The sequence below is a fragment of the Psychrobacter sp. LFX-11D genome, assembly GCF_904846475.1.
Classification (GTDB): domain Bacteria; phylum Pseudomonadota; class Gammaproteobacteria; order Pseudomonadales; family Moraxellaceae; genus Psychrobacter; species Psychrobacter cryohalolentis.
In genome coordinates this window covers 12,952-37,856 of the sequence record NZ_CAJHAV010000006.1, presented here as the reverse complement: position 1 = coordinate 37,856, position 24,905 = coordinate 12,952, and the positions used below count along the sequence as shown (strand labels likewise).

Here is a 24,905-nt window from a genome sequence, read left to right as displayed (position 1 = left end):
GACCGTTTGGAAAACTATATGATGATCTGCGCCTTTGTACTATCTGATGAAACGATCTTATGTCGTCAAACGCCTAATGGCTGGTGGCCTTTACAGGTTGAGCTAGCACACTCTGATGTCAGTAGTGAGCAAGCTTATCAATTAGGACAGGTTACATTGTTTGATAGCGTAGCGCCCAATAGCTGGCTGCCGAGTGATGTAGATGATACTGATAACGCTAATGCTGTCACTGTACAAGCAAGCCGCGCTATCACTTACGATTATGCAATAGCACATAATATCGCCTTGCCCAGTATTTTAGACAGTGATGAATTAACAAGTAGTGACTTGGATAGTAGCGTTATTAGCAATGTAGAGAACAGTATTAACACTTTTATACCTTATCGACAGCTTATCACGCACCTGCCCATAGCATTAGCTGCTCAGCTTAGCCAAGCCATACAACTACTTCGTTGGCAAGCAGATACACGGTTTTGTAGTCGCTGCGCGGCACGCACTGTAGCTGCCAAATGCGGTGAGCGTGCTATGGTTTGTGACGTTTGTCGATTGCGTCAGTATCCGCGTGTACAGCCCTGCGTCATTACCGCCATTACTCGACCCAACCCACAAACGGGTGAAATGCAAATTTTATTGGCTCATCATCATCGTTACGGTCAGCAAAAAACAGCTTCTCATTTATTACAGTCGACCCAACCGTTACTATACGGTTTGATTGCAGGCTTTGTAGAAGTAGGTGAAAGTCTAGAGCATGCTGTGGTACGCGAAGTGGCAGAAGAAGTGGGTCTTAGCTTGTCCGATATTCGCTATGTGAACAGTCAGCCATGGCCGTTTCCGTCTAATTTGATGTTGGGCTTTCGAGCATCTTATGCAGATGGCGATATCGTTATACAAGAAGATGAGCTATCACATGCAGATTTTTTCGATCTATCAAAGCTGCCAAAAATCCCCTTTAAGGGTAGCATTGCTTATGAGCTGATTGCGCAAATTGCCAATGAGCAAGGTATTTTGCTTTAATCTATCATATCAACGCCTCATTCAGCATTTATCCTTACCACTATTATCCTATTTATTTTGATATCAGCATCTAGCACTGATATAAAGGTTTTACATTAAATGCAAAGCACCATGAATAAAAACAGCAATCATATCCGTTTAAACAATCTGCCAATCTTATTCGATTCGCTGAAGATAGAAACATTGCCTGCTGATGTTCAGGAAAAAATTGCGCGCATTGATGGCAGCCTACCGCAAACACAGTGCGGTCTATGCGACCATGCTGATGGTTGCTTACCTTATGCAGTTGCTATCGTGATAAATGGTGAGCCACATAATAAGTGTGTACCGGGTGGTCAGCCAGTGACGGATACTATCGCGCAGATTATCGATGCTGATATGCCAACATTAAGCGCTGAACCTTCAAAATGGCCGTTAGATGCTACTTCGCAGCGGCCTGTTGAAGTGCGCGCCGTTATTCGTGAAGATGATTGCATTGGCTGTACCAAATGTATTCCCGCCTGCCCTGTTGATGCCATCGTTGGTACTGGCAAGCATATGCATACTATTTTTACAGATTTATGCACGGGCTGTGAATTATGTATAGCGCCTTGCCCTGTTGACTGCATCGATTTGGTCACGGTTGAGCGTACGCTTTCGACACCTGAGCGCACCCTTGAGCAAGAGGATTTGAGACAGCGTTATCATACCCATTTAAATCGTGTGAGCAAGCAACTTGCGGATAGCAGCAATAGTAGACCCGTGGTTAGCATGGTGGAGGCAAAACTGAATAATGCCGCCAGTCAGTCGTTAAATATCAGTGAAGCTCAAGCAAAAAACACTATTGCAGCGGCAAAGCTGCGCAGTAAAATTAAGAAGTTAGAAAAGCAGCTTAGCGTACGTCCCAATGAAAGCAAACAAGCAGAATTGAATGAATTAAAAGCTGAGCTTGCACAACTTTAATAGCCAATATCCACTTTGAATAACCAATGAACAAAATAATGGTAAAAATACCATGAGTAAAACCGTCAAACATAAAACAGCTGATACTCCGCCATCGAGGCGCATGCCCAACCGTGATGTGCGTCCATTTTTTGAGAAGTTGGCGGCGACAATTGATGAGCCAGTGACTGAGCTCAATTATAAGAGTAACTTTGAGCTGCTTATCGCAGTCATATTATCAGCGCAGGCGACTGATGTCAGCGTCAATATTGCCACCAATCAGCTCTATCCGGTGGCGAATACGCCTGAGGCAATACTCGCTTTAGGCGAAGAAGGTTTGAAATCCTATATTAAGAATATCGGCTTGTTTAATGCCAAAGCCAAAAACGTCATCAAAACTTGCCGTGACTTGATTGAGAAATTTAATAGCACCGTTCCTGATAACCGAAAAGACTTAGAGTCTCTAGCAGGTGTCGGGCGCAAGACGGCGAATGTAGTTCTAAATACAGCCTTTGGACAGCCGACGATGGCGGTTGATACCCATATTTTTCGAGTGGGTAATCGTACGGGACTTGCCACTGGCAAAAACGTCTTAATCGTTGAGAAGAAACTGGTCGAACGTATCCCCGATGACTTTATCGTTGATGCTCATCATTACTTGATTTTGCATGGGCGCTATACTTGTCAGGCTCGCACCCCAAAATGCGGCGCTTGTCCTGTTTATGACGAATGTATGTTTAAGGATAAAGCAGTATTTTTAGAGTTGTAACGTGAGCAGATGATAATGATCGCAGAGCCTATCGATCAATATACTTATGCTAAATTATAATAATGTCATGATTGAGCATTACTTATAATAGAACGAGCGCAGCTCACTAGAGTTTTATTGCGTTTCGAGTTAGAATAAGCGTATTTTTAGGCAAGTACGTCATATTTTTGATCCTGCTGATAATCAGTTGATAGACGTATGATTGGCGACAGCTTCAAGCACGTTGTCAGTTAATAATTCGATATAGTACAACGTAAAGCTATCGTTCTCTTAGCCTGACCCCATATGATTTATAAACATCTGTGCCTTATGTAAATTTATATAACACATGCATTTATGAATAAGTGAATTAAGTAGTACCGATTAAACACCAAGCAATACATTGTTTGGCCAATACCAATTAAAGCAGCGCCCAGACGTTATGCTTTTTCCTATCTTTACTGATTCAATTAAGCGATCCTATTATGCGCGAATACAACTTATTTACCTCAGAATCTGTGAGCGAAGGTCATCCTGACAAAATGGCTGATCAAATCTCAGACGCTATCCTTGATGCGATCTTACGGCAAGATTTACATGCACGCGTGGCATGTGAGACCCTAGTCAAAACTGGCGCTGTCGTATTGGCAGGTGAAATAACCACCACGGCAAATATCGACGTTGAGCGTATCGTGCGTGATACGGTTAATGGCATTGGTTATCATCATTCAGACTTGGGTTTTGATGGCGAGACATGTGCGGTTATTAATATGCTTGGTAAACAATCGCCTGAGATTGCCCAAGGTGTTGACCGCGCTGACCCTGAAGAACAAGGCGCTGGTGACCAAGGTTTGATGTTTGGTTATGCTAGTAATGAGACTGAAGTATTGATGCCCGCCCCTATCGAGTATGCTCATCGCTTGATGGAGCGTCAGTCGGAGTTGCGCCGCGCAGGCGAACTACCTTGGTTACGTCCGGATGCCAAAGCACAAGTCACGCTTAAATATGATGGCAATAAACCTGTTGCTATTGACGCGGTCGTCTTATCTACGCAGCATGATCCAAGTATCTCGCAAGCCGATTTACAAGAAGCGATCATGGAGTCAATTATCAAACAAGTACTCCCGGCAGAGCTACTACATGCTGGTACACGTTATCATATCAACCCGACTGGCAAATTCGTCATCGGTGGTCCTGTTGGTGATGCAGGACTGACCGGTCGTAAGATTATTGTTGATACTTATGGCGGTATGGCGCGTCACGGTGGCGGCGCATTTAGTGGTAAAGATCCCTCAAAAGTCGATCGCAGTGCGGCTTATGCGGTGCGTTACGTGGCTAAAAACATCGTCGCTGCTGGTATTGCCGATCGCTGTGAAGTACAAGTAAGCTATGCCATTGGCGTTGCTGAACCGACTTCTATTTCGATTAATACTTTTGGTACTAACAAAATTAGCAACGATGAAATCATTAGTTTGATTCGTACACATTTTGACCTACGTCCGTATGGTATCACTCGTATGCTGAATTTATTGCAGCCGATGTATCAGCAAACCGCTAGTTTTGGACATTTTGGTCGCCAAGGTTCTGAAACCGCCTTTACGTGGGAAAAAACTGACAAAGCTGAGATTTTAAAAGCGGATGCTGGCTTATAAAATTTTTGCTAAAACCCTTTTTGTACCTATTATCTTATCCAGTTATTAGACTGCTGTGATACATTTAAATTTACCTACCATTATTAGGAGTCGTTTATGTCTCAAGAGAATGCTCAAAACAATGAGATTGATGCAAGTCTTGAAATCACCCCTGAAATGCAGTCGTTTTATCAACGTGCTGATGCCATTATTGGTGTAGCAAACAGTCAATTAGGTCCTGATGCGCACTCAGGTCAAGTAGGTGCGTCACTGCTTTATGCCGCAGCACGTTATAGCGCATCGGTCGCCTCAATCGGCTTTGTAAAAGGTGATGATTTTGCCAAAGAAAAGGATGATATTGTCGAATTTTATACCAAACAATATCGCCAAATGCTGAGCGACAACTTGACTGATTATGCGCAGAACTTTGATAAATATATTCAGCTTAATCAAGATGATAAGCCTGCTAAATAAAACAGTTATGCTTGGTTAAAGATATTTATCTGAGCATCTTTAGTGGCAGAAATTATCTTTGAGCAAATAAAAAACCCTAAGCTTACTATTAAGTTTGGGGTTTTTATTTGCTTGTAAATGATAGAAAGCTATTATTAAAGCCAACAATGCTATTGCTATGAAGTTTTTGCAGCTTTTCTCAGGCATTGAGCAAAATACATAGCAGTAGTATAGCTATAGTTAAAATATCTCAAAAACGCTACAGTGCTGCTGGTATAAATTTTTTGCAGCCTCTGTCTGCGTAGGCACAGCAAGCAAGAAAAATTAATATCAGCAGTACTTGATGTATCGATATTACTTTTCCCTGACTATATATACATATATAATTTTCTCGATTTTATTTTGTACTTATCATATGATGTGGTGGATGACTTCCCCTAAATAAGTTACTATCCATTTGTATCATTCTATTTCTGATATGGTTGTCGTTGACTGTTGATAACAGGAAGTTATCGAGCGCTATTTATAAGGAAACATCATTATGAATCATTTATCTAAACCGTGGCTGTCAATACTAGGGCTCTCAGTAGCCATCACATTATCTGGTTGTAATAATCTTCCAATCAGCACCCATTCTGAGCCGCCTATTCATAGCACTGAAAACAACAAAGACCACAGTGCTAGCAGAAATCAAGGCTCAATTAACAATCCTTTCAATAAATGCCCACCCTTTAATCCTGAGCAAACCATGTGTACCGCACAGTATGATCCTGTCTGTGTCACTGTAAAAAACCAATCAGGTGTCAGTTATCGTACTGCGGGCAACGCCTGTTCAGCATGTGGTACTACCTCTGCAGTCGGTTATGTAAAAGGACAATGTGTGTAGTTTATATCCTACCTCTGGTAACTCTAATCAAATACTTTTCATCATAATATAGTCGATCCTAAATAAAATAAGTACAAATATTATAACGCGCTACTGGTATAATTTTTTTGCTTGCTGTGCCTGTGCCTGCGCAGACAGAGGCGACGCAAAATTTATCCCTGTAGCATTGTGTTTGATTTACAGTGGATTGACTATAGATATATCAGTAGAAATGAAAAAGCCCCAACTTATGATAAAGCTGGGGCTTTTTGAATTATTTTTCAGCTTAAGTATTATTTAAACATTGTCTAAAAAACTCTTAACCTTCAGGCTTTTCAATATCAGGCGGACCTGTAAGCAAGTCTTCATCACGAAATTCATTGGCTGAATTGTGCTCTGCTGACTCTTCGGTGATAAACCATTGCTGATTGCGATACAATATCAAACGGTCACGACTTAAGCCACGTAGTAGCGAATACATCATTACGACTATCACTATCGCAAAAGGAAAACCTGACACAATGGAAGCCGCTTGTAGCGCACTCAAGCCACCTGCTGCCAATAGTACCGCCGCAATAACACCTTCGGTACCCGCCCAAAATAAGCGCTGAATTTTCGGTGGATTGGCATCGCCCCCTGAGGTCAACATATCAATGACGAAACTGGCTGAATCCGATGACGTGACAAACCAAAGAACAATCATTACCACGATGAGCAAGTTCACAGCCGATGTTAGCGGATAAGACTCCATCAACTTAAAGATGGCACTGCCAGTATCTGCTTGGACGGCCTCGATCAAGCCAGGACTGATAATATTGGGGTCCGCCGCCGCCATTAGCTCCATATTAACGGCTGAACCACCAAAAGCGGTAAACCATAAGAACAATATGGTAATAGGAATCAACAACACTCCCAATATGAATTCACGAATCGTACGACCACGAGAGATACGAGCCACGAACACCCCAACGAAAGGCGACCAACTTATCCACCATGCCCAATAGAAAATCGTCCATGAGGCTTGCCAATTTTCTTCACCGTTATAAGATTCTGTCCAAAGACCTAGTGGTACAATCTCATGTAAGTAATTACCGATATTTTCTACAAAACTATTGAAGATAAACTGAGTTGGTCCTAAAATAATCACAAAACTGAGTAATATCACAGTAAATAATATATTGGTATCGCTTAAGCGCTTAATTCCTTTATCGAGTCCCATAAATAGAGACAGTCCTGCCAGCATAGTGATAAAGGCAATCAACATAATTTGCACTGTAATATTATTGGGAATACCAAATAACGTCTCAAGACCTGAGTTAATTTGTAATACCCCAAGACCTAACGTCGTCACTACCCCAAACATCGTCCCAAACACTGCTAGCGTATCAACCGTATGACCCCAACCGCCATAGATTTTCTTACCCAATATAGGATAAAGTGTCGAGCGGATTGCTAGTGGTAAGCCCACTCGGTAGTGAAAATAAGCCAATGACAAAGCAACCATGCCGTAGAGCGCCCACACATGTAAGCCATAATGCAGGAACGAGATATTCATCGCTTGCTTGGCGGCGGCGATCGTTTCGGGCTCTCCCAATGGCGGCGCCATAAAATGGTACAAGGGTTCAGCGGTGCCCCAATAGAGCAGTCCAATACCGATGCCAGCTGAAAACAGCATGCCAATCCAAGAGACTATATTATACTCGGGCTTCTCGTTCTGATGACCAAGCCTGATATCGCCATAGCGACTGAATATCATATAAATACTCATCACTAGCGTTAAGTTAACCACCACAATAAAGAACCAGCCAAAGCGCAAAGACACGAATGCTTTTGCGTGACCAAATACCAGTTCTGCTTGCTCATTAAAAAAAGCACCAAAGATGATAAACACCAGAATTAATAGTGCTGAAGTTAAGAACACAGGTTTACTCACCCGTGGAAAAGGGCCCAAGCGGCCAACTTTTACATGATCCATTTAGTCGTCTCAGTTTTTGAAGGGGCTCACCTTAACAAGATATTACACAACTATCAAATCGAATTAGACACTTTATAACCTTGCTATTGGTCAACAAATAAAAAAATCCTAAGATAACCATGCATCTTAGGATTTGATATTACAAGTATTTTATCGTCTTTTAATAAATAATAAACAGATATAGTGAGCTGCCAATCATTGAATGAAACGACTGTCAGCACACTCTTGATCTTTCTTCGCTTAATCACAGCTTGCTTATCTAAGCCCTAATTCATGACTATTAAACAGCATCGTGTTGACTAATCACCCTTTACAATTTTAGGTGGGCCTTTCAACAAATGCTCATCTGCAAACTCATTGGCTGAATTATGATCTGCAGATTCTTCAGTAATAAAGTGCTGTTGAGCTCGATACAGTATCAATCGATCTCGACTTAAGCCACGAAGTAACGCATACATCATGACAAATATCACCAAAGCAAATGGCAGTCCAGCCACAATAGCAGCGGCTTGCAATGCGCCTAGTCCGCCTGCCGCTAACAATATAGCGGCAATCAAACCTTCCATCAACGCCCAGAATAAACGTTGGATCTTGGGTGGGTTGGTATCGCCACCAGCCGTCAACATGTCGATCACGAAACTTGCTGAATCCGATGAGGTCACGAACCATAAGACAATCATAATCACGATAAGAAAAGTAATTGGTTTTGCAAATGGATAGTATTCAACCAATTTAAAAATAGCGCTACCCGAATCTGCTTGCACCGCTTCTACCAATCCTGGACTGGCCATAGCTGGATCAAGCGCCGCTAAAAGCTCCATATGGATAGCGACACCACCAAAAGTGGTGAACCAGAAGAACAAAATTACCATCGGAATCAACAGCACACCCAATACAAACTCACGGATAGTACGACCACGACTGATACGGGCAATAAATACGCCTACAAATGGTGCCCAACTTACCCACCATGCCCAGTAGAAGATCGTCCAACCACTCTGCCAATCGGTATTACTATAAGCTTCACCCCATGTTGATAAAGGCACCATAGCAACGATGTAATTACCGATGTTTTCTATAAAACTATCAAAAATGAATAAGGTTGGCCCTAAAATGACCATAAAGGCTAAGAGCACACCTGTAAAACCCATATTGATATCACTTAAGCGCTTGATACCTTTATCAAGACCGAGCATCAATGAGCCACATGCCAACGCAGTCACAAAAGCAATAATAATAAACTGTACGGTTAAAGAATTTGGTATACCAAATAAATTTTCAAGACCTGAATTGATCTGCATAACCCCTAGACCTAAGGAAGTTACCACACCAAACATTGTCCCGAATACGGCTAGGATATCAACTGTATGACCCCATCGACCATATATTTTTTCGCCTATTAGCGGGTATAACGTCGAACGGATAGATAGCGGCAGTCCACGGCGAAAGTGAAAATAAGCCAGTGCTAATGCCACTATGGTATAAATTGCCCAAGCATGTAATCCCCAATGTAGAAATGAGATGCTCATAGCTTGCTTGGCAGCTTCTACCGTTTCAGCTTCACCTAATGGCGGTGCCATAAAGTGGTATAGGGGCTCAGCTGTTCCCCAATATACCAGTCCAATACCGATACCAGCAGAGAACAACATGCCAATCCAAGAAAACAGACTGTACTGCGGTTTCTCTGTTTGTTGACCTAAACGTATGTCGCCGTAACGACTTGCCGCTAGATAAATACAAAAGACCAGCGCCACATTCATTAATATAATAAACATCCAGCCGAACTTATCGGTGATAAAGTCCTGCAAAAAGCTAAATAGCGCGCCAGCGGTCTCGGTAAAGAAAGCACCGAAGATGATAAATCCAACGATAAGTAACGCTGAAGTAATAAACACAGGTTTACTCACCCGTGGAAAAGGGCCTAACCTGCCAACTTTTACATGATCCATTTGTTTGTTAGCCTTAGTTTTTAGGAAGGTAACCTTAACAAGATAGCTGCCAACTATCAAATTTAATTAAGTATTTACGCTTTTCTCATTGATAGACATGAATCAAAACTCTCTGGTCACGCAAACCACAATACCGTAAAACCTCAGAAACTTAGCAAGTAATTCCTATATTTATCCGCTTATCAACTTCGTTAGGAGCGTTTAATCTTTCTTAAGTACAAAGGATAGTGGAGATAAATTGCTACTGTGGTAACAACTGCAACAAATCACCATCGTTGCCGTCTTCTAGCGCCCAAACCTGCCCATCTACAACCAGTACACTACGAATACGCTCGCCCATATCATAGCGATAGCGCTCAGTCGCACCATTATTTTCATCGAAATTAACGACTATCAGTGCTTTGGAGGATAAACCACTGATCAGCGCATTGTCTTGCCAAGCAGGAAAATCAGCATGTGTACCAGTCGAATACATACTGATTGATGAAGGGGATATGACTGGTGTCCATGTGATTTTGGGTGCTTCAAGCTCAGGACGCGTACTGTGATCAGGAATATCCACACCAGAATAATTGCGACCATTTGATACAATTGGCCAGCCGTAATTCTTACCTTTCTCAATCAAATTGAACTCATCACCACCTCGTGGACCCATTTCATGCGCCCACAACTGCCCTTTACTATCGAATGCCATCCCGAGTACATTACGATGTCCTATGCTCCAAAATTGAGCAGCAATGTCATTATTACTCACAAATGGATTGTCCATTGGCATCGAGCCGTCAGCATTTAACCGTATTATTTTGCCCAAATTGACAGTCATGTCTTGAGCAGGGGTTTTTTCCTGACGCTCGCCTGAGCTAATATACATATATTGCCCATCAGGAGAAAATACTAAGCGATGACTGTAATGCCCTTGCCCGTCTACCTTCGGCATCTGCTGCCAAATTGGAGCAATCTCCCGCAAACTTGGCTTATCAGTATCCAAGCCTGACAGCTTGGCTTTGATGACTTTTGCACCAAATTTATTATTATCAACCCCTTTGCCTGCCTCTACGTAGCTGATATATACATAGCTAGAAGTCGCAAAATCCGGTGCAAGAATAATATCGCCAAGACCGCCTTGCCCGCCATAAGCGACTTTAGGTATGCCCACGACGGCTGTCTTAGCGCCAGTCGCTGTATTGACTATAAATAACTCACCTGTCTTTTGTGTTACGAGCAGTCTTAATGGTTTATTATCAACTTTTGGTAATGAAGTCATTGCCCATGGCTCATCAAAGGTGGCAGCGGCTTTTGTGGTAAAGGCAGGTTTGTCCGTACTTGCAATATCTGCTACTGAGGTTTCAACTTCTTGATATTCTGCCAAATCGGCATTGGTATCAGTTGCAGATTGATTGGAACAAGCAGAAGTACTAAACAGTAATGCTGTGATAATTATCGGTAACGTTAATGGTTTACTCATATACTGCCTATTTATTATTATCATTCTTTTATCTCCATAAATTTTATATTTATATAATTAGAGCTTAGATTATTTATAACATAATCTAAGTATGGCAAGAGTAAAAATAATGATGGCGCACAAAGTAAAAACCCCTTACTTGCCTGTATAAAAAATGGGCAAATAAGGGGCTTATTTTCGGATCAAGGGCTAAAATGAACGATTAGCTCATTCTAAGCTTATCAAATGTCAGCTTATCATCCACACCGACATCGACTTTGATGATATCACCAGCAACAAAGTCACCCGCCAGCAGCTTCAATGACAATGGGTTTTCAATCTCTTGCTGAATGGCACGCTTGAGTGGACGCGCGCCATAAACAGGATCATAACCAACTGCAACCAGCTTATTCATCGCTTCTGCTGATAACTCGATGTCTAACTCACGCTCATATAAACGCTGACGTAAGCGGTTTAACTGAATCGCAGCAATACCTGCCATCTGCGACATACCTAGTGGATGGAATACCACGATCTCATCGATACGGTTGACAAACTCTGGACGGAAATGCTGCCCAACTGAATCCATCACTTCTGCTTTGATATCCTCGTAGCTCTCGCCGACCATTTCTTGGATTTTATGCGAACCCAAGTTACTGGTCATAATGATTACAGTATTCTTGAAATCAACGACACGACCTTGTGAGTCAGTCAAACGACCATCATCCAACACTTGTAGCAAGATATTGAACACATCAGGATGCGCTTTTTCAACTTCATCAAATAAAATCACACTATAAGGTTTACGGCGTACCGCTTCAGTCAAGGCACCACCTTCTTCGTAACCGACGTAGCCTGGAGGCGCACCAACCAAGCGGCTGACGCTGTGCTTCTCCATATACTCACTCATATCGATACGGACAATCGCATCTTCACTATCGAACAAGAAATTCGCTAATGATTTGGTCAGCTCAGTCTTACCGACACCCGTAGGTCCTAAGAATAAGAATGAACCTGAAGGACGATTCGGATCCGACAAGCCAGCACGACTACGACGTACCGCATTGGCTACCGCTTCGACTGCTTCATCTTGACCGATGACGCGCTCATGGAGTTTTTCTTCCATTGCCAGCATTTTATCACGCTCGCCTTGCATCATTTTACTGACTGGAATACCCGTCGCAGCCGCGACGACTTCAGCGATTTCATTATCCGTGACTTTGTTACGCAGCAGTTTTACACCACTATTTTCACCAGTCTGCTCTTTTTGCTCTGCCAAATCCGACTCATGGATACGGCGCTCTAACTGCGGAATCGTCTCGTATTGTAGCTTACTCATGGTCTCATAATCGCCTTCACGACTGGCTTTATCATAAGCAATACGCGCTTTGTCCAGCTCGTCTTTTAGCTGCTGACTGCCTTTGACCAAAGCTTTTTCTGCTTGCCAAATCTCATTAAGATCAGCGTATTCTTTCTCTAACTCTTCGATTTGTGCATCAAGCACTTTACGCTCGGCTTGCGCACCAGCGTCTTCTTCATTTTTGAGCACTTCGCGCTGCATTTTCAACTGAATCAAGCGACTATCAAGCTTACCTAAGGCTTCAGGCTTGCTGTCCATCTCCATACGTAAACGACTTGCCGCTTCATCAATCAAATCAATCGCTTTATCTGGCAGCTTGCGATCGGTAATATAACGATGGCTCATCCGCGCAGCAGCAATAATCGCGCTGTCTTGGATATCAACACCGTGATGCAGCTCATAACGCTCTTTTAGACCACGCAAAATCGCAATGGTGTCTTCGACCGTTGGCTCATCGACCAGTACTTTTTGAAAACGACGCTCAAGAGCCGCATCTTTTTCGATGTACTGGCGATATTCATCGAGAGTTGTCGCACCGACACAGTGTAGCTCACCACGCGCAAGCGCAGGTTTTAGCATATTACCGGCATCCATCGCGCCATCGGCTTTACCAGCACCTACTAAAGTATGCAACTCATCGATAAATAAGATGACATTGCCTTCTTGCTTTGATAAATCGCTGAGTACCGCTTTGAGTCGCTCTTCAAACTCACCACGGAATTTTGCACCCGCAATCAATGAGCCCAAATCTAACGACAACACTTCTTTGCGGCGTAGTCCTTCTGGTACGTCACCATTGATGATTTTTTGTGCCAAACCTTCAATGATAGCCGTTTTACCAACACCTGGCTCACCAATCAGTACTGGGTTATTTTTGGTACGACGCGAGAGTACTTGAATGGTACGACGAATCTCTTCATCGCGACCAATCACAGGGTCAAGCTTACCAAGTTCCGCCTGCTCAGTTAAGTTAATGGTATATTTATTCAGCGCATCACGCTGATCTTCAGCATTTTGATTATTCACGGTATCATCACCTCGCAATTGCTCAATGACTGTTTTTAATTTACTCGCTGTTACGCCCGCACTCTCAAATATCTTTTTGGTTTCGCCTTGCTCAGCGAGCGCCAACATCACCCATTCAGTGGCGATAAAATCATCGCCTTCTTTTTGTGCTTGGCGGTCTGCCAAGTTCAGAATTTTGACTGAATTTGGGTTTAGATTAACGTCACCCGTTGGCTCACTAATCGTTGCTTGGTTGTCGAGCGCCTTTGCCACGCCATTTTTTAGCGCAGGGATAGACGCGCCCGCTTGTTGGCAGATAGACAAATTAGACTCATCTTGTAACAAGACTGCTAGCAAATGCACCGGATCAATACCGGTATGGTCACGCCCTAACGCCAAACTTTGTGCTTCTTGAATGGCAGATTGCAGTTTTTGGGTAAATTTCTCAAATCTCATAGTCGTATCCTTTTATCATTTATATATTATTAGGCAGCAAACTTATGCTGTTTACTTGCCTTCGTCTGCCTTTATATATGCGGTACATAGAGAGGAATTTCAACCTACTTAGCACTAAAACCTTATTAATAGTAATGATATTAATTGCTTAAAATCAAGTCACTAAATCGTGCTAACATTTAATACATAATGAATTTTATTTTAGAAAAAATACGCCTGTAGATACCGATTATTTAATATTCTTATTCTACGATTTCAATAGCGGTACCGACCTTGACCATCGCCATGATTTCATCCATCTCTTCATCAGTGACGGCGATACAGCCCTTGGTCCAATCGCGTAATTGATTGACCGACGCTAGATGTCCAGAACCGTTCTTTTGACCATGAATCATAATATCACCGCCCGGATTGATGCCCATCTTCTTAGCATGTGCCTTATCAGCCGCATTAGGATAACTTATGTGAATAGAGCGATAAAATTTGGATTTTTCATTCTTATAATCGAGTGTATAAGAACCTGACGGGGTACGCTTATCACCCTGCTGCTGCTTGTGACCAATAGGATTGCCACCAAGCGCTATATGATAAGACTTGATCACAGTGTCACCACTTAATAATTGTAGAACACGCGCTGATTTATCAACGAAAACTTTGTCGATAATGGCAGTATCAGGAATAGAGGGGGTAGATTTTGAAGTATTTTGTATGTTTGGCGCGGCATTGGTACTCATGAGAGTCACGAGGCTAAGACTTATTGCGCTTACTAACCAAACAAGATACTGACTAAAATCTGCACGAAAAAATGGCATGGTATTACTTCTTATTATTAATAAATAAAATTATTATCTATAAGATATAGTCAGTCCTTAATCAAAGAAATACAAATATTATCAATCACTACTGGGGTTAATTTTTCTTGCTTGCTGTGCCTACGCAGACAGAGGCTGCGAATAATGAACCTCAGTAGTTCCGTACTCTTTTAAAAGTGGATCAACTATAACAAAAAACCATGCCAAGCGTTGTGCGAGTTGTACGAATGAGACTTAAAAATGCGACATTAAATTCTTAGAATTCTATTACACCATACGAATCGCGCCATCCAAACGAATCACTTCGCCATTGAGATAGGCATTATCAATGATGTGCATGACCAATTTGGCAAACTCATTAGGATTACCCAAGCGCTTAGGATACGGTACCGCAGCCTCTAGTTGCTCGCGCGCCTTTTCAGGCAAACTTTGCATCATAGGCGTTGCAAATACCCCAGGCGCGATAGTCATGACACGGATACCATGACGAGTCAGCTCACGTGCGAGCGGCAACATCATGCCAACGACGCCAGCTTTAGATGAAGCATAACTCCCTTGTCCGACTTGCCCATCAAAGGCAGCGATAGAAGCCGTATTAATAATGACGCCGTTGTCAGCGTTCTTCTCTACGGAGCTGTCTGCGTTATTGGCATTAGCTACACGCTTCGCAATACTGGCTGCCACCAAACGCGCCACGTTAAAAGAACCGACAAGATTAATATTGACGCCGCGACTAAAAGCATCGAGATCTGCCGGATTGTTTTCACGATCTAAGAGCTTCTGTACAACAGCGATACCTGCACAGTTGATAGAACCTTGTAAGCCGCCAAAGTCGCTTTCAGCCATATCAACAGCCGCTTGCACCTCATCGCCACTGGTCACATCACAGCGCACAAAACGAGCATGGTCACCCAATTCATCGACCAATGCTTGCCCCGTCGACTCATTAAGATCAGCGATGACAACCTTGCCGCCTTGAGCCACGATAGCACGCACTACCGACTCACCCAGACCTGACGCACCGCCCGTGACCAAAAAGCTGTGTTGTTCAATTTGCATAATTTTTCCTTTAATTAATATTTATACTGTTATTTTTATCAGTCATCGATTTTTATCTTAACCTAACGATATGAATGCATTGCTTTATCAAGCCGCAGATAAACTGCGCAGCAAAAAGCGCTGAATTTTACCACTTGGGGTTTTTGGTAACTCTTTCACAAACTCAACCTCACGTGGATAAGCATGAGTTGATAGACGTCTGCGCACCAAATCTTGAATCTCTTTAGCAATCTCGTCTGTGCCTTTGATACCATCTTTTAGCACCACATAAGACTTAATCGTATGACCGCGCACTTCATCTGGCACGCCAACTGCTGCGGACTCTGCGACTGCCTCATGCTCCAGCACTGTGTTTTCAACGTCGGTTGGTCCAACGCGGTAACCTGCGGTGATAATAATGTCGTCATCACGCCCTGAAAACCAATAGCTGCCATCACTATGACGCTCAACCACATCACCTGTTAAATAATAGTCATCAGCGAAGGCGTCTTTTTCGTTCCAGCTATAACCACGGAAATAAAACGCGGGCGATTGACTGACGACCACTGCCAGCTGTCCTTGCTTACCATCAGGCAATACTTGCATGTCATCATCTAATACGACCAATGTGTGCCCCGATAACGCCATGCCCATCGAGCCTACTGGGCATTCATGAGCTAACGCATGGTGCTCGCAGCAGGTCATGCCCGTTTCGGTCTGCCCATACTGATCGCACACTTTGCAGTTTAGATAAGTTTCCACCCAGTTGACGACTTCGGTATTCAAGGTTTCGCCTGCTGAATTGGCACAGCGCAGTGATAGTTTAGCCTCATTGTCATTACTACTGTCATTGTGAGCAGCTTCAAACACGCCACTCGATTTCATCATCCGAAATGCTGTCGGTGAGGACGCCAAATTGCTAATTTTATGACGTACCATAAAGTCGCGGGTATGAGCAGCGTCAAAGCCCGCTTCATTAAAATAGGTAGTAATACCTAGTAATAATGGCCCAGTAATCGCATAATATAACCCATACGCCCAGCCTGGATCTGCCATATTCCAGTAGTTGTCATCCGCGCGCAGGTCAATTGCATAACGCATATACAGATAAAAGGCTGAGAGCGCGCTTAGTGGCACACTAACGCCTTTTGATTTGCCTACTGTACCTGAGGTAAACATTTGCAAAAAGGGTGCATCGGTATTTAGTAGCACTGGTTCTATAGTTTGTGGCTGCTCTGATATCTTGTCAGCATAGTTATCATCACCCCAGCTTTGCGCATCTACCTTGCTACCAACCAACACCATTTTGGTTTGCTTCGCCAAGTCGTCAAACTTGCCACGATTGTCTTGATTGGTAAAAACGACCTTGGTATTGGCTTTGTCCATTCGATACTTAATCGAATCATAACCAAAGGCGGTAAACAGCGGTTGATAGACTGCGCCAATCCGCCAAGTGGCTAATACAATGGTGAGTAACTCAGGGGTACGCGGTAGCATAGTTGCCACTTGGTCACCCGCTTGCACGCCATAAGAAAGTAGTAAACTGGCAACCTGTGCACTTGCTTTATCAAGCTCAGCAAAGCTCATACGCGTGACATTGCCAGCCGTATCTTCATGAACTAGCGCAATATGATCACCGCGACCGTCACGTACATGACGTCCACAGCACGCCATATAGGCGTTTAAACGATCATCTACATTTTCACCAAATATCTCTGTTAGTAATGCGTTCATATCAAAATTATGATAATAGTCACTATAACTCGTTAGCGCCTGTGAGGTATTTACAGCATGATTTGAAGGGGTGTTTAAAAAGGTAGTACTTGAAGGAGAGGTATTCATAAGCTAATCCTTTAGCAATCGAGAATCACTGACAAAATCAGAGAGTTAGAAATAATAGAATAAATCGTAAAACAGCTATATTTGATCAACTGTTTAAAAATCTTAAATGGCACATACTCTATTAGTAACGTATTTTTATACTTATTTCAATACATAACGTATCATTTTTATTATTCTCTAAAGACAGTTACTTAGTAATGGTTTACTGTCGCGCGCTCAAAAACCCAAGTAACGCCTTCTCTTCACAGCTTTGATGCCGTCTGGTACGTCCACGGCGCGCTTGTTTATAAGGCTCAAAAAACTCCCCTGCTAAAAACTGCTGGATAATAATAGGATTGATATAAGAGGATCGGCAGACCGTTGGGGTATTGCCGAGCTCATCGGCGACGCTTTTTACCATATCAGTCACCAGTTGCTGACGCTCTTTACTATCAGGCGCAGTGGCTAAAATCAATTTACCAGATTTGGTTTGCAACTCATCATAAAGGTAGCTTGCTGCCAATACACTTGCCATCCAAGTACGAAAGTCTTTTGCACTGTATAAATTGCCGCTATAACTTTCACACTCATTACCACAGGTATGCGTACGCAGATAATCATTGATATCAGCGCTATCAACGACTTGCTTATTACCCTCTTCATCTAAGTATTTGAATACTTGATAACCGGGCAGCTCAGAGCACGCTTGGATGATGTCAATCAAACGCTCATCTTGCAATTCTATATGATGCTCTTTGGCACTTTTACCGACAAAGTCAAATGCCAGTCCAGTATCCGTTTCGCTGACATGCTTACTGCGTAACGTGCTTAAACCATAACTTTTATTGAGCTTGGCGTAACGACTATTGCCGATGCGAATCAAGGTGGTCTCAAGTAATTTGACCACTGCTGCCAACACATTGTCACGTGATAAGGGTTTGGCTTCTAAATCTTTTTCAACTTGCGCACGCAGATTGGGCAACGCTTCAGCAAAACCTATCATGGCATTAAACTTGGCTTGGTCACGTACCCGATCCCACTCTGAATGATATAAATACTGCTTACGCGCTTTATCATCTCGACCTGTCGATTGTAGATGTCCTTTATCATCTTGGCATATCCAAACCTCTGACCACATCGGCGGTATGACCAAAGCATCAAAGCGCTGACGCAAGGCTTTATCTTTAACCGTTTTGCCAGTGGCATCTCGATAAGTAAAGCCACGTCCAGAACGCCGACGCCCATATCCAGGATCGTTATCGCTGACATAACGTAAGTTCGCGAGGCTCGCCAAGTGCTCATAATCATGGCGCACATCTTGTATATTGCTTGGTTGATTTGACTTCGCCATAAAAAATACTCATTTGCTAATATCGTTGTTTTAGCATAATCAACCGCCATTATCATTGCTGTGTACTTGCCATGGACAATGTGTAATGCTGTGTAAAATAAAACCGATAAATGGCTTGTAGATTTTGGGCGCTACGGCATAATTTAAGACAAACTGACTAAAGACACCATTAATATGACAAACGCCACTCCTATAAATCCAACTAATGGCTCTTTAAAAATAATGCCATTATCTAAAAGTGATTACGATGCTTGGTTAAGCCTCTGGCAAAGCTATCTGACGTTTTATGAGAGCAGCTTGCCATTAGAAACGACGAATGCAACATGGCACAGTTTGCTCGATAGTAATGTGCCGATTTATGGTTTTGGTGCTTGGCAAGACGACAAGTTGGTAGGTATCACGCATGTGGTGCTACACCCCAATACTTGGAATAGCACTGAATGCTGCTACTTAGAGGATTTATATGTGGATCAACCTGTGCGCGGGCAAGGCGTAGGACGTGCATTGATTGAACAGGTTTATGAGTTTGCCCGCCAGCAAAACTGCAACCGCGTTTATTGGACAACCCAAGAGGGAAACACCACAGCGCGCAAACTCTATGACACAATCGCCACTCAAACAGATATGGTGCAATACCGTAAGAACTTATAGATTGTATTAGCTTGTTTTATTTTTTGAAATTAGTCGAGGAATAAAGTACTCATAAAAAAACGCCAAGCATCAACTTGGCGTTTTTTTGACGACTGTACTCATATGGGAAATGGATATTTACCGTAAGTACATAAATAAGCAGACTCAACTTCCACTTTTACTTGAAACTTTTGGTTGGCATCAATGGTAAATTGCTCGCCAGCATTAAAAGTCTGCCACTCATCACTCTCTGGTAGCTTGACCGTCAAGGTACCGCTAACGACTGACATGGTTTCAAACTCACTGGTGCCAAATTCGTATTCACCAATCTCCATTACACCGACAGTAGCAGGCTTAGTTGCGGTTTGAAAGGCAATAGAAGTCACTTTGTTTTCAAAATAATTATTAACGCTTGGCATAATTTTCCTTAATTAAGTGTTGGTTGATATTTTAAATCTGTCTTCATATTCTATTTTTACAGTCCAGCTTTTAGGCTCGCTTCGATAAATTGATCGAGGTCGCCATCGAGTACCGCACCAGTGTTAAAAGTTTCAACGCCAGTACGCAAGTCTTTGATACGTGAATCATCAAGCACATAAGAGCGAATTTGACTGCCCCAACCAACGTCTGATTTACCGTCCTCGACTGCTTGCTGAGATTCCATTCGTTTTTGCATCTCAAGCTCATAAAGCTTGGCACGCAACATTTTCATCGCCGTCGCTTTATTACCATGTTGGCTACGCTCGTTCTGACAAGTGACCACCACGCCACTTGGCTCGTGGGTGATACGTACCGCAGAATCGGTGGTGTTTACATGCTGACCACCTGCGCCAGATGAGCGATAGGTATCGATACGCAAATCTGCTGGATTGATATCAATTTCAATATTATCATCGATCTCAGGCGACACAAAGACGGCAGCAAATGAAGTATGACGACCGTTATTACTATCAAATGGTGACTTACGCACTAAGCGATGGACGCCGATTTCGGTACGTAACCAACCAAAGGCATAATCCCCTTTAATCTCAATGGTTGCCGACTTGATACCAGCGACGCTACCTGATGATACTTCAATCACTTCAACTTTAAAGCCATGCGCTTCTGCCCAGCGCGTATACATACGCAGTAGCATTTCTGCCCAATCTTGCGCCTCTGTACCTCCACTACCTGACTGGATGTCCAAGTAGCAATTATTTGGGTCCATCTCACCGCTAAACATCCGGCGAAACTCTAAATCGGCAACGCGCTTTTCAGCGTTGTCTAATTCGGCTTGCACATCTGCCAGCAAGGATTCATCCTCTGCTTCTACCGCCAGCTCTAGCATAGCGGACGCATCTTCCAATGTAGTTTCAAGCGACACCACCACATCAATCACACCATCAAGCTGACTTTTTTCTTTATTAATCTTGGTCGCACGTTCTGGATCATTCCATAGCTCGGGGTTTTCTAACTCTAAATTGACTTCTTCTAAGCGTTCTTGCTTACCATCGAAGTCAAAGATACCTCCGCAAGTCCTGCCCACGCTCTGATAAATCTTTAATTCGTTCTTGATACGGATTGATTTCCATAAGGGTTCCTGTCTGTTTTAAAAATACGATGGCGCTATTTTAAATGAGATTTGGGTGAAATGTTTGGCTAATTTTAGCCGCTATTTTCATCTTTTAAATTGACCAATCCTCAACCGCCCAGCGATGCGACAACGCATGAGCATGTAGCGCATCATCAGGTGATACACAAATCGCCACATCTGCCCACTCTAGTAAAGGAATATCATTTTTGGAGTCTGAATACGCATAAGTCTTGTCAAAATTAATACCTGTCAGTTGCTGTTTGCCAATCCATTTATCCAAATGATAAATTTTACCTTCTTTAAAGTTTGGCTTATCGGTCAATTTACCCGTATAGCGCTCATCTTTTATTTCAAGAGGCGTTGAGAGCACATTGCCGTCTTCAATCCCAAAACGCTTAGCAATCGCCGAAACGACAAAGTCATTGGTCGCCGAAATAATCACCACATCGTGACCTGCTTCAACATGCTGACACAGGACTTCCATTGCTTTTGGGCGGATGTGCGGCTCAATCTCACTTTTTATATAGTCTTCGCGCAACTCATGCAACCTATCCATTGGTAAGCTGCTTAAAAACTGTGCCACAAATTCATTATATTCCGTCGCATCAAGCGTACCTTCGATATAATCATTATAAAATTTCTGGTTGGCAGTGCGATACTCGGCTTCGTCGACAAGATTATGCTTGACGATATATTCGCCCCATAAGTAGTCGCTATCGACATCGAGCAAAGTATGGTCTAAATCAAATAGTGCTAACGTACGTGAGACAGTCTGACTAACAGTGCTTGGCGTGCTCATAATAAAATACTCATTAATGACAATTGATAATAATTAATAGTAATCGGTCGTTAGTAACTGTTGATTAGTGATTGTTCATTAGCAACTTATTCTGGTTGCTCAATCTCTCTAAGACCCGTTTTAAACTTCTGACAACGATCGCTATAATGTAGCGCTGACAGTTTCATCATGACTGCCTGTTCATCTGTCAATGTTTTCACCACTTTTGCAGGCGCGCCCACAACGAGAGAATTATCTGGTATCTCTTTGCCTTCGGTGACCAAGGCTTTGGCACCGATAATACAGTTTTTGCCGATTTTGGCATTATTCAAAATGACCGCGCCAATGCCAATCAAGCTATTATCACCGATTTCGCAGCCATGCAGCATCGCTAAATGACCAATGGTGACATGATTACCGATTTTTACCTCGATACCAGCATCAGTATGAATAACACTGTTTTCTTGCACGTTAGTATAGTCACCGATATGGATGCGTTCATTGTCGCCACGAATCACCGCGCCAAACCAGACGCTTGACTGATGACCCAAATACACGTCGCCTATCACGCGTGCTGAGTCTGCAACCCAACCATTAAAGGGTACAGCGAATGTAGGCACTTTGTCTAAATATTGATAAATCATACTCTATCCTTGATAGGTTTTATTCAGTTGTTATTATTAATAAATGTAGTTGAGACAGATATCGGCTATAAAACTGACCTGTAAATATGTGAGCGCTGAATTTAGGAGCAAGCATTTGTAGTATAATGCGGTTTTCATTCATCTGCCCTATAAACCCTCTTTAGGATTGCCGCAATGATCAGCAAAAACGCTTCCGCTATCATTTTATTACCCAGTAGTTTTTTATTATCGAGCAGCTTGCTTGTCGCTATGCCAGCTCACGCCAGTAGTAGCGATAATATCGACAAGGCGGGTGACATTCTATCTTTCGCTATACCAGCAGTTGCTTACGGTAGCACTTATTATATGGATGATAAAGAGGGACGAGAGCAATTTTATTATTCATTTGCAACCAATGTTGCAGCCACTTATGCCCTAAAATCTGTGATTGATAAAGAGCGCCCAGATGGCAGCGATGATGATTCTTATCCATCTGGTCATACCTCAAGAGCCTTTCAGGGTGCCAGCTTTATTCATAAACGCTATGGACTAAAATATAGTGTTCCTGCCTATATTGGCGCAGGTTTTGTGGCTTATAGCCGCATTGAAGCCGATGAGCATGACGCTGTCGATGTATTGGCAGGCGCTGCCTTAGGTATGGCGAGCAGTATGTATCTGACGAAAAGCTATCAAGATGACCAGCTGCATATCGCCACCAACTTATCGCCAGATTATTATGGCTTATCAGTACATTATAACTTTTGATCAATAAATCCTAGTCTTCATACCTATTTATATCACCTCCTAGTCACTACCTATAGCCAAATCTACTATGGCTGCTCATGATTGAAAGGTTAAATAAGAAACATCTTAAATTTATTAGTCAAGCATCAGCTTAAGATGCTAGCCCTTAGTGCAAAACTCTAGTATAATGCGCAAAATCTGTGCCAAAGCGAGCGGACATGATGTAAGTTACTTATTCACCACCTAGTGAATCCTGTACCTTTTCATCTATGATGTCTTCTCGCTTTTTTGTGGAAAAATTTTGGCGCTGTCTCTTTTATTATGGTTATTTAGCCGCAGTTAAATAGCAATAATCAAAAAAGCAGCGCTTTATTTTAACCAAAAAACAGCACAGCACTCACTAATAACAGCGGAGGCAACCCTTGAATTCATCGGCAGAAATACAAGCAATTTTGGCACTAGCAGACGGTACGATTTTTCGCGGTTTGAGTATCGGTAGTCTTGGTCATCGTGTCGGTGAGGTGGTATTTAATACAGCCATGACAGGGTATCAAGAAATCCTAACTGACCCAAGTTACGCGCGCCAACTGGTCACGCTTACCTATCCGCATATTGGCAATACCGGCACCAACGCTGAAGATGTCGAGTCTGGTAATGGTCATCAAGTATGGGCTGAAGGTCTTATCATCCGCGATGCGACCATGGTGACCTCAAACTTCCGCAACTCAGAGTCACTGACTGATTATTTACAAAGCCATAATACCGTCGCCATTGCTGATATTGATACCCGTCAATTGACCCGCCTATTACGTGATAAAGGTGCGCAAAACGGCTGTATCATGACCGCTTCTAACGGCGCAACGATTAGCAGCGAAGATGAACAGCAAGCGATTAAATTGGCACAAGAATTTGCTGGTATCGAAGGTATGGACTTGGCAAAAGAATGCTGTACACCGACGATATTTGAATGGACCGCCGGTAGCTGGGATTTATCAGACACCCTACTCAATCGTGATGTAGCTGGTAGCCATGATAGCGGTACGGGCGGCTTCTTTAAGCATTTGGGCACGCATGTCGAAGCAAAATACAACGTTGTCGCCTATGACTTTGGTAGCAAAACCAATATCCTACGTATGCTAGTAGACCGCGGTTGTCATGTAACTGTCGTGCCAGCACAAACGCCTATCGCAGATGTCCTCGCGATGAATCCAGATGGTATCTTCTTATCGAACGGTCCTGGCGATCCAGCTGCCTGTGATTACGCTATCGATGCGGTACGTCATATCATTGAAGAAACGGACATTCCAACCTTTGGTATCTGCTTAGGTCATCAGCTGATTGGTCTTGCCAGCGGTGCAAAAACCATCAAAATGAAAACTGGTCATCATGGTGCCAACCATCCGGTACAAGACTTGGCAACTGGCACGGTTATGATTACCAGTCAAAACCATGGTTTTGCGGTTGATGAAGACACGCTGCCTGCCAATGTTAAATCGACCCATCGCTCATTATTTGACGGTACCAACCAAGGGATTGAGCTGACCAATAAGCCAGTCTTTAGTTTCCAAGGTCACCCAGAAGCCAGCCCTGGCCCGCATGACGCCGCGCCGCTGTTCGATAAATTTTCCGATATGATGGCAGCAGCGAAAGCTTAATATCTAGCCACAAATAATAAGTATAAAGCTTGAAGCACAGATGGTGGTTTAAGCTGCAC

At 42.9% G+C, this 24,905-nt stretch carries 21 protein-coding genes; 9 read left to right on the top strand and 12 right to left on the bottom strand.

Going from position 1 to position 24,905, the window contains the following annotated elements; translation table 11 throughout:
• The first annotated feature begins 18 nt into the window (after nt 1-18).
• From nudC to JMX75_RS06005, 6 genes are all read left to right on the top strand, one after another.
• Nucleotides 19-1,014 (top strand): NAD(+) diphosphatase, encoded by a 996-nt coding sequence (nudC, locus tag JMX75_RS06030; RefSeq protein ID WP_201531495.1) that lies wholly within the window; start codon nt 19-21, stop codon nt 1,012-1,014.
• 99 nt (nt 1,015-1,113) lie between these two features.
• Nucleotides 1,114-1,956, top strand: coding sequence for an RnfABCDGE type electron transport complex subunit B (locus tag JMX75_RS06025; protein ID WP_201531493.1), 843 nt, complete (start codon nt 1,114-1,116; stop codon nt 1,954-1,956).
• 52 nt (nt 1,957-2,008) lie between these two features.
• A complete protein-coding gene (nth, locus tag JMX75_RS06020; protein ID WP_011513193.1) occupies nt 2,009-2,704 on the top strand; it encodes an endonuclease III in 696 nt (231 codons plus the stop codon).
• 464 nt (nt 2,705-3,168) lie between these two features.
• Nucleotides 3,169-4,335: a methionine adenosyltransferase gene (gene metK / locus JMX75_RS06015; protein ID WP_133105351.1), complete on the top strand. Its 1,167-nt coding sequence runs from the start codon at nt 3,169-3,171 to the stop codon at nt 4,333-4,335.
• A 96-nt stretch (nt 4,336-4,431) separates the two neighbouring features.
• Nucleotides 4,432-4,788: a DUF3144 domain-containing protein gene (locus JMX75_RS06010; protein ID WP_011513191.1), complete on the top strand. Its 357-nt coding sequence runs from the start codon at nt 4,432-4,434 to the stop codon at nt 4,786-4,788.
• Between the two features lie 520 nt (nt 4,789-5,308).
• Nucleotides 5,309-5,653 carry a hypothetical protein gene (locus tag JMX75_RS06005; RefSeq protein ID WP_201531491.1) on the top strand — a complete coding sequence of 115 codons (345 nt, stop codon included), beginning with the start codon at nt 5,309-5,311 and terminating at the stop codon, nt 5,651-5,653.
• A 298-nt stretch (nt 5,654-5,951) separates the two neighbouring features.
• Here JMX75_RS06005 and JMX75_RS06000 read toward each other — a convergent pair whose 3' ends face one another.
• The 8 genes from JMX75_RS06000 to JMX75_RS05965 all read right to left on the bottom strand — a co-directional run bounded on the left by JMX75_RS06000 (nt 5,952) and on the right by JMX75_RS05965 (nt 18,843).
• On the bottom strand, nt 5,952-7,607 hold the full coding sequence (locus JMX75_RS06000) for a BCCT family transporter (protein ID WP_201531489.1): 1,656 nt from the start codon (nt 7,605-7,607) through the stop codon (nt 5,952-5,954).
• 299 nt (nt 7,608-7,906) lie between these two features.
• Nucleotides 7,907-9,556: a BCCT family transporter gene (locus JMX75_RS05995; RefSeq protein ID WP_201531487.1), complete on the bottom strand. Its 1,650-nt coding sequence runs from the start codon at nt 9,554-9,556 to the stop codon at nt 7,907-7,909.
• 241 nt (nt 9,557-9,797) lie between these two features.
• The gene (locus JMX75_RS05990) at nt 9,798-11,021 is read right to left on the bottom strand and encodes a PQQ-dependent sugar dehydrogenase (RefSeq protein WP_201531485.1); all 1,224 of its coding nucleotides are present in this window, start codon (nt 11,019-11,021) and stop codon (nt 9,798-9,800) included.
• Nucleotides 11,022-11,223: 202 nt separating this feature from the next.
• The gene (gene clpB, locus JMX75_RS05985; RefSeq protein WP_201531483.1) at nt 11,224-13,821 is read right to left on the bottom strand and encodes an ATP-dependent chaperone ClpB; all 2,598 of its coding nucleotides are present in this window, start codon (nt 13,819-13,821) and stop codon (nt 11,224-11,226) included.
• Between the two features lie 242 nt (nt 13,822-14,063).
• A complete protein-coding gene (locus JMX75_RS05980) occupies nt 14,064-14,633 on the bottom strand; it encodes a L,D-transpeptidase family protein (RefSeq protein WP_201531481.1) in 570 nt (189 codons plus the stop codon).
• Nucleotides 14,634-14,900: 267 nt separating this feature from the next.
• Nucleotides 14,901-15,692 carry an SDR family NAD(P)-dependent oxidoreductase gene (locus JMX75_RS05975; protein ID WP_020443122.1) on the bottom strand — a complete coding sequence of 264 codons (792 nt, stop codon included), beginning with the start codon at nt 15,690-15,692 and terminating at the stop codon, nt 14,901-14,903.
• Between the two features lie 87 nt (nt 15,693-15,779).
• Nucleotides 15,780-17,513, bottom strand: a complete 1,734-nt coding sequence (locus JMX75_RS05970; RefSeq protein WP_201531479.1) for an AMP-binding protein — start codon at nt 17,511-17,513, stop codon at nt 15,780-15,782.
• Nucleotides 17,514-17,715: 202 nt separating this feature from the next.
• The gene (locus JMX75_RS05965) at nt 17,716-18,843 is read right to left on the bottom strand and encodes a DNA topoisomerase IB (protein WP_201531477.1); all 1,128 of its coding nucleotides are present in this window, start codon (nt 18,841-18,843) and stop codon (nt 17,716-17,718) included.
• Between the two features lie 174 nt (nt 18,844-19,017).
• On the opposite strand from JMX75_RS05965, the gene JMX75_RS05960 reads away from it, so the two are divergent.
• On the top strand, nt 19,018-19,494 hold the full coding sequence (locus JMX75_RS05960; protein WP_201531475.1) for a GNAT family N-acetyltransferase: 477 nt from the start codon (nt 19,018-19,020) through the stop codon (nt 19,492-19,494).
• A 98-nt stretch (nt 19,495-19,592) separates the two neighbouring features.
• On the opposite strand, the gene JMX75_RS05955 is transcribed toward JMX75_RS05960, so the two are convergent.
• The 4 genes from JMX75_RS05955 to JMX75_RS05940 form a co-directional block, all read right to left on the bottom strand.
• A complete protein-coding gene (locus JMX75_RS05955) occupies nt 19,593-19,892 on the bottom strand; it encodes a pyrimidine/purine nucleoside phosphorylase (RefSeq protein ID WP_201531473.1) in 300 nt (99 codons plus the stop codon).
• A 56-nt stretch (nt 19,893-19,948) separates the two neighbouring features.
• Nucleotides 19,949-21,044, bottom strand: a protein-coding gene (gene prfB / locus JMX75_RS05950; protein ID WP_144061752.1) for a peptide chain release factor 2 whose coding sequence is annotated in 2 segments (ribosomal slippage) — nt 19,949-20,971 and nt 20,973-21,044 — 1,095 coding nt in all. Because the reading frame shifts where the segments join, the coding sequence is not laid out codon by codon here.
• A gap of 93 nt (nt 21,045-21,137) precedes the next feature.
• Nucleotides 21,138-21,845 (bottom strand): HAD family hydrolase, encoded by a 708-nt coding sequence (locus tag JMX75_RS05945; protein ID WP_201531471.1) that lies wholly within the window; start codon nt 21,843-21,845, stop codon nt 21,138-21,140.
• An 86-nt stretch (nt 21,846-21,931) separates the two neighbouring features.
• On the bottom strand, nt 21,932-22,468 hold the full coding sequence (locus JMX75_RS05940; protein WP_133105339.1) for a gamma carbonic anhydrase family protein: 537 nt from the start codon (nt 22,466-22,468) through the stop codon (nt 21,932-21,934).
• Nucleotides 22,469-22,642: 174 nt separating this feature from the next.
• Here JMX75_RS05940 and JMX75_RS05935 point away from each other — a divergent pair, with 174 nt between their 5' ends.
• Nucleotides 22,643-23,212 (top strand): phosphatase PAP2 family protein, encoded by a 570-nt coding sequence (locus JMX75_RS05935; protein ID WP_133105338.1) that lies wholly within the window; start codon nt 22,643-22,645, stop codon nt 23,210-23,212.
• Nucleotides 23,213-23,613: 401 nt separating this feature from the next.
• Nucleotides 23,614-24,846 carry a glutamine-hydrolyzing carbamoyl-phosphate synthase small subunit gene (gene carA / locus JMX75_RS05930; protein ID WP_201531470.1) on the top strand — a complete coding sequence of 411 codons (1,233 nt, stop codon included), beginning with the start codon at nt 23,614-23,616 and terminating at the stop codon, nt 24,844-24,846.
• Nucleotides 24,847-24,905: the final 59 nt, after the last annotated feature.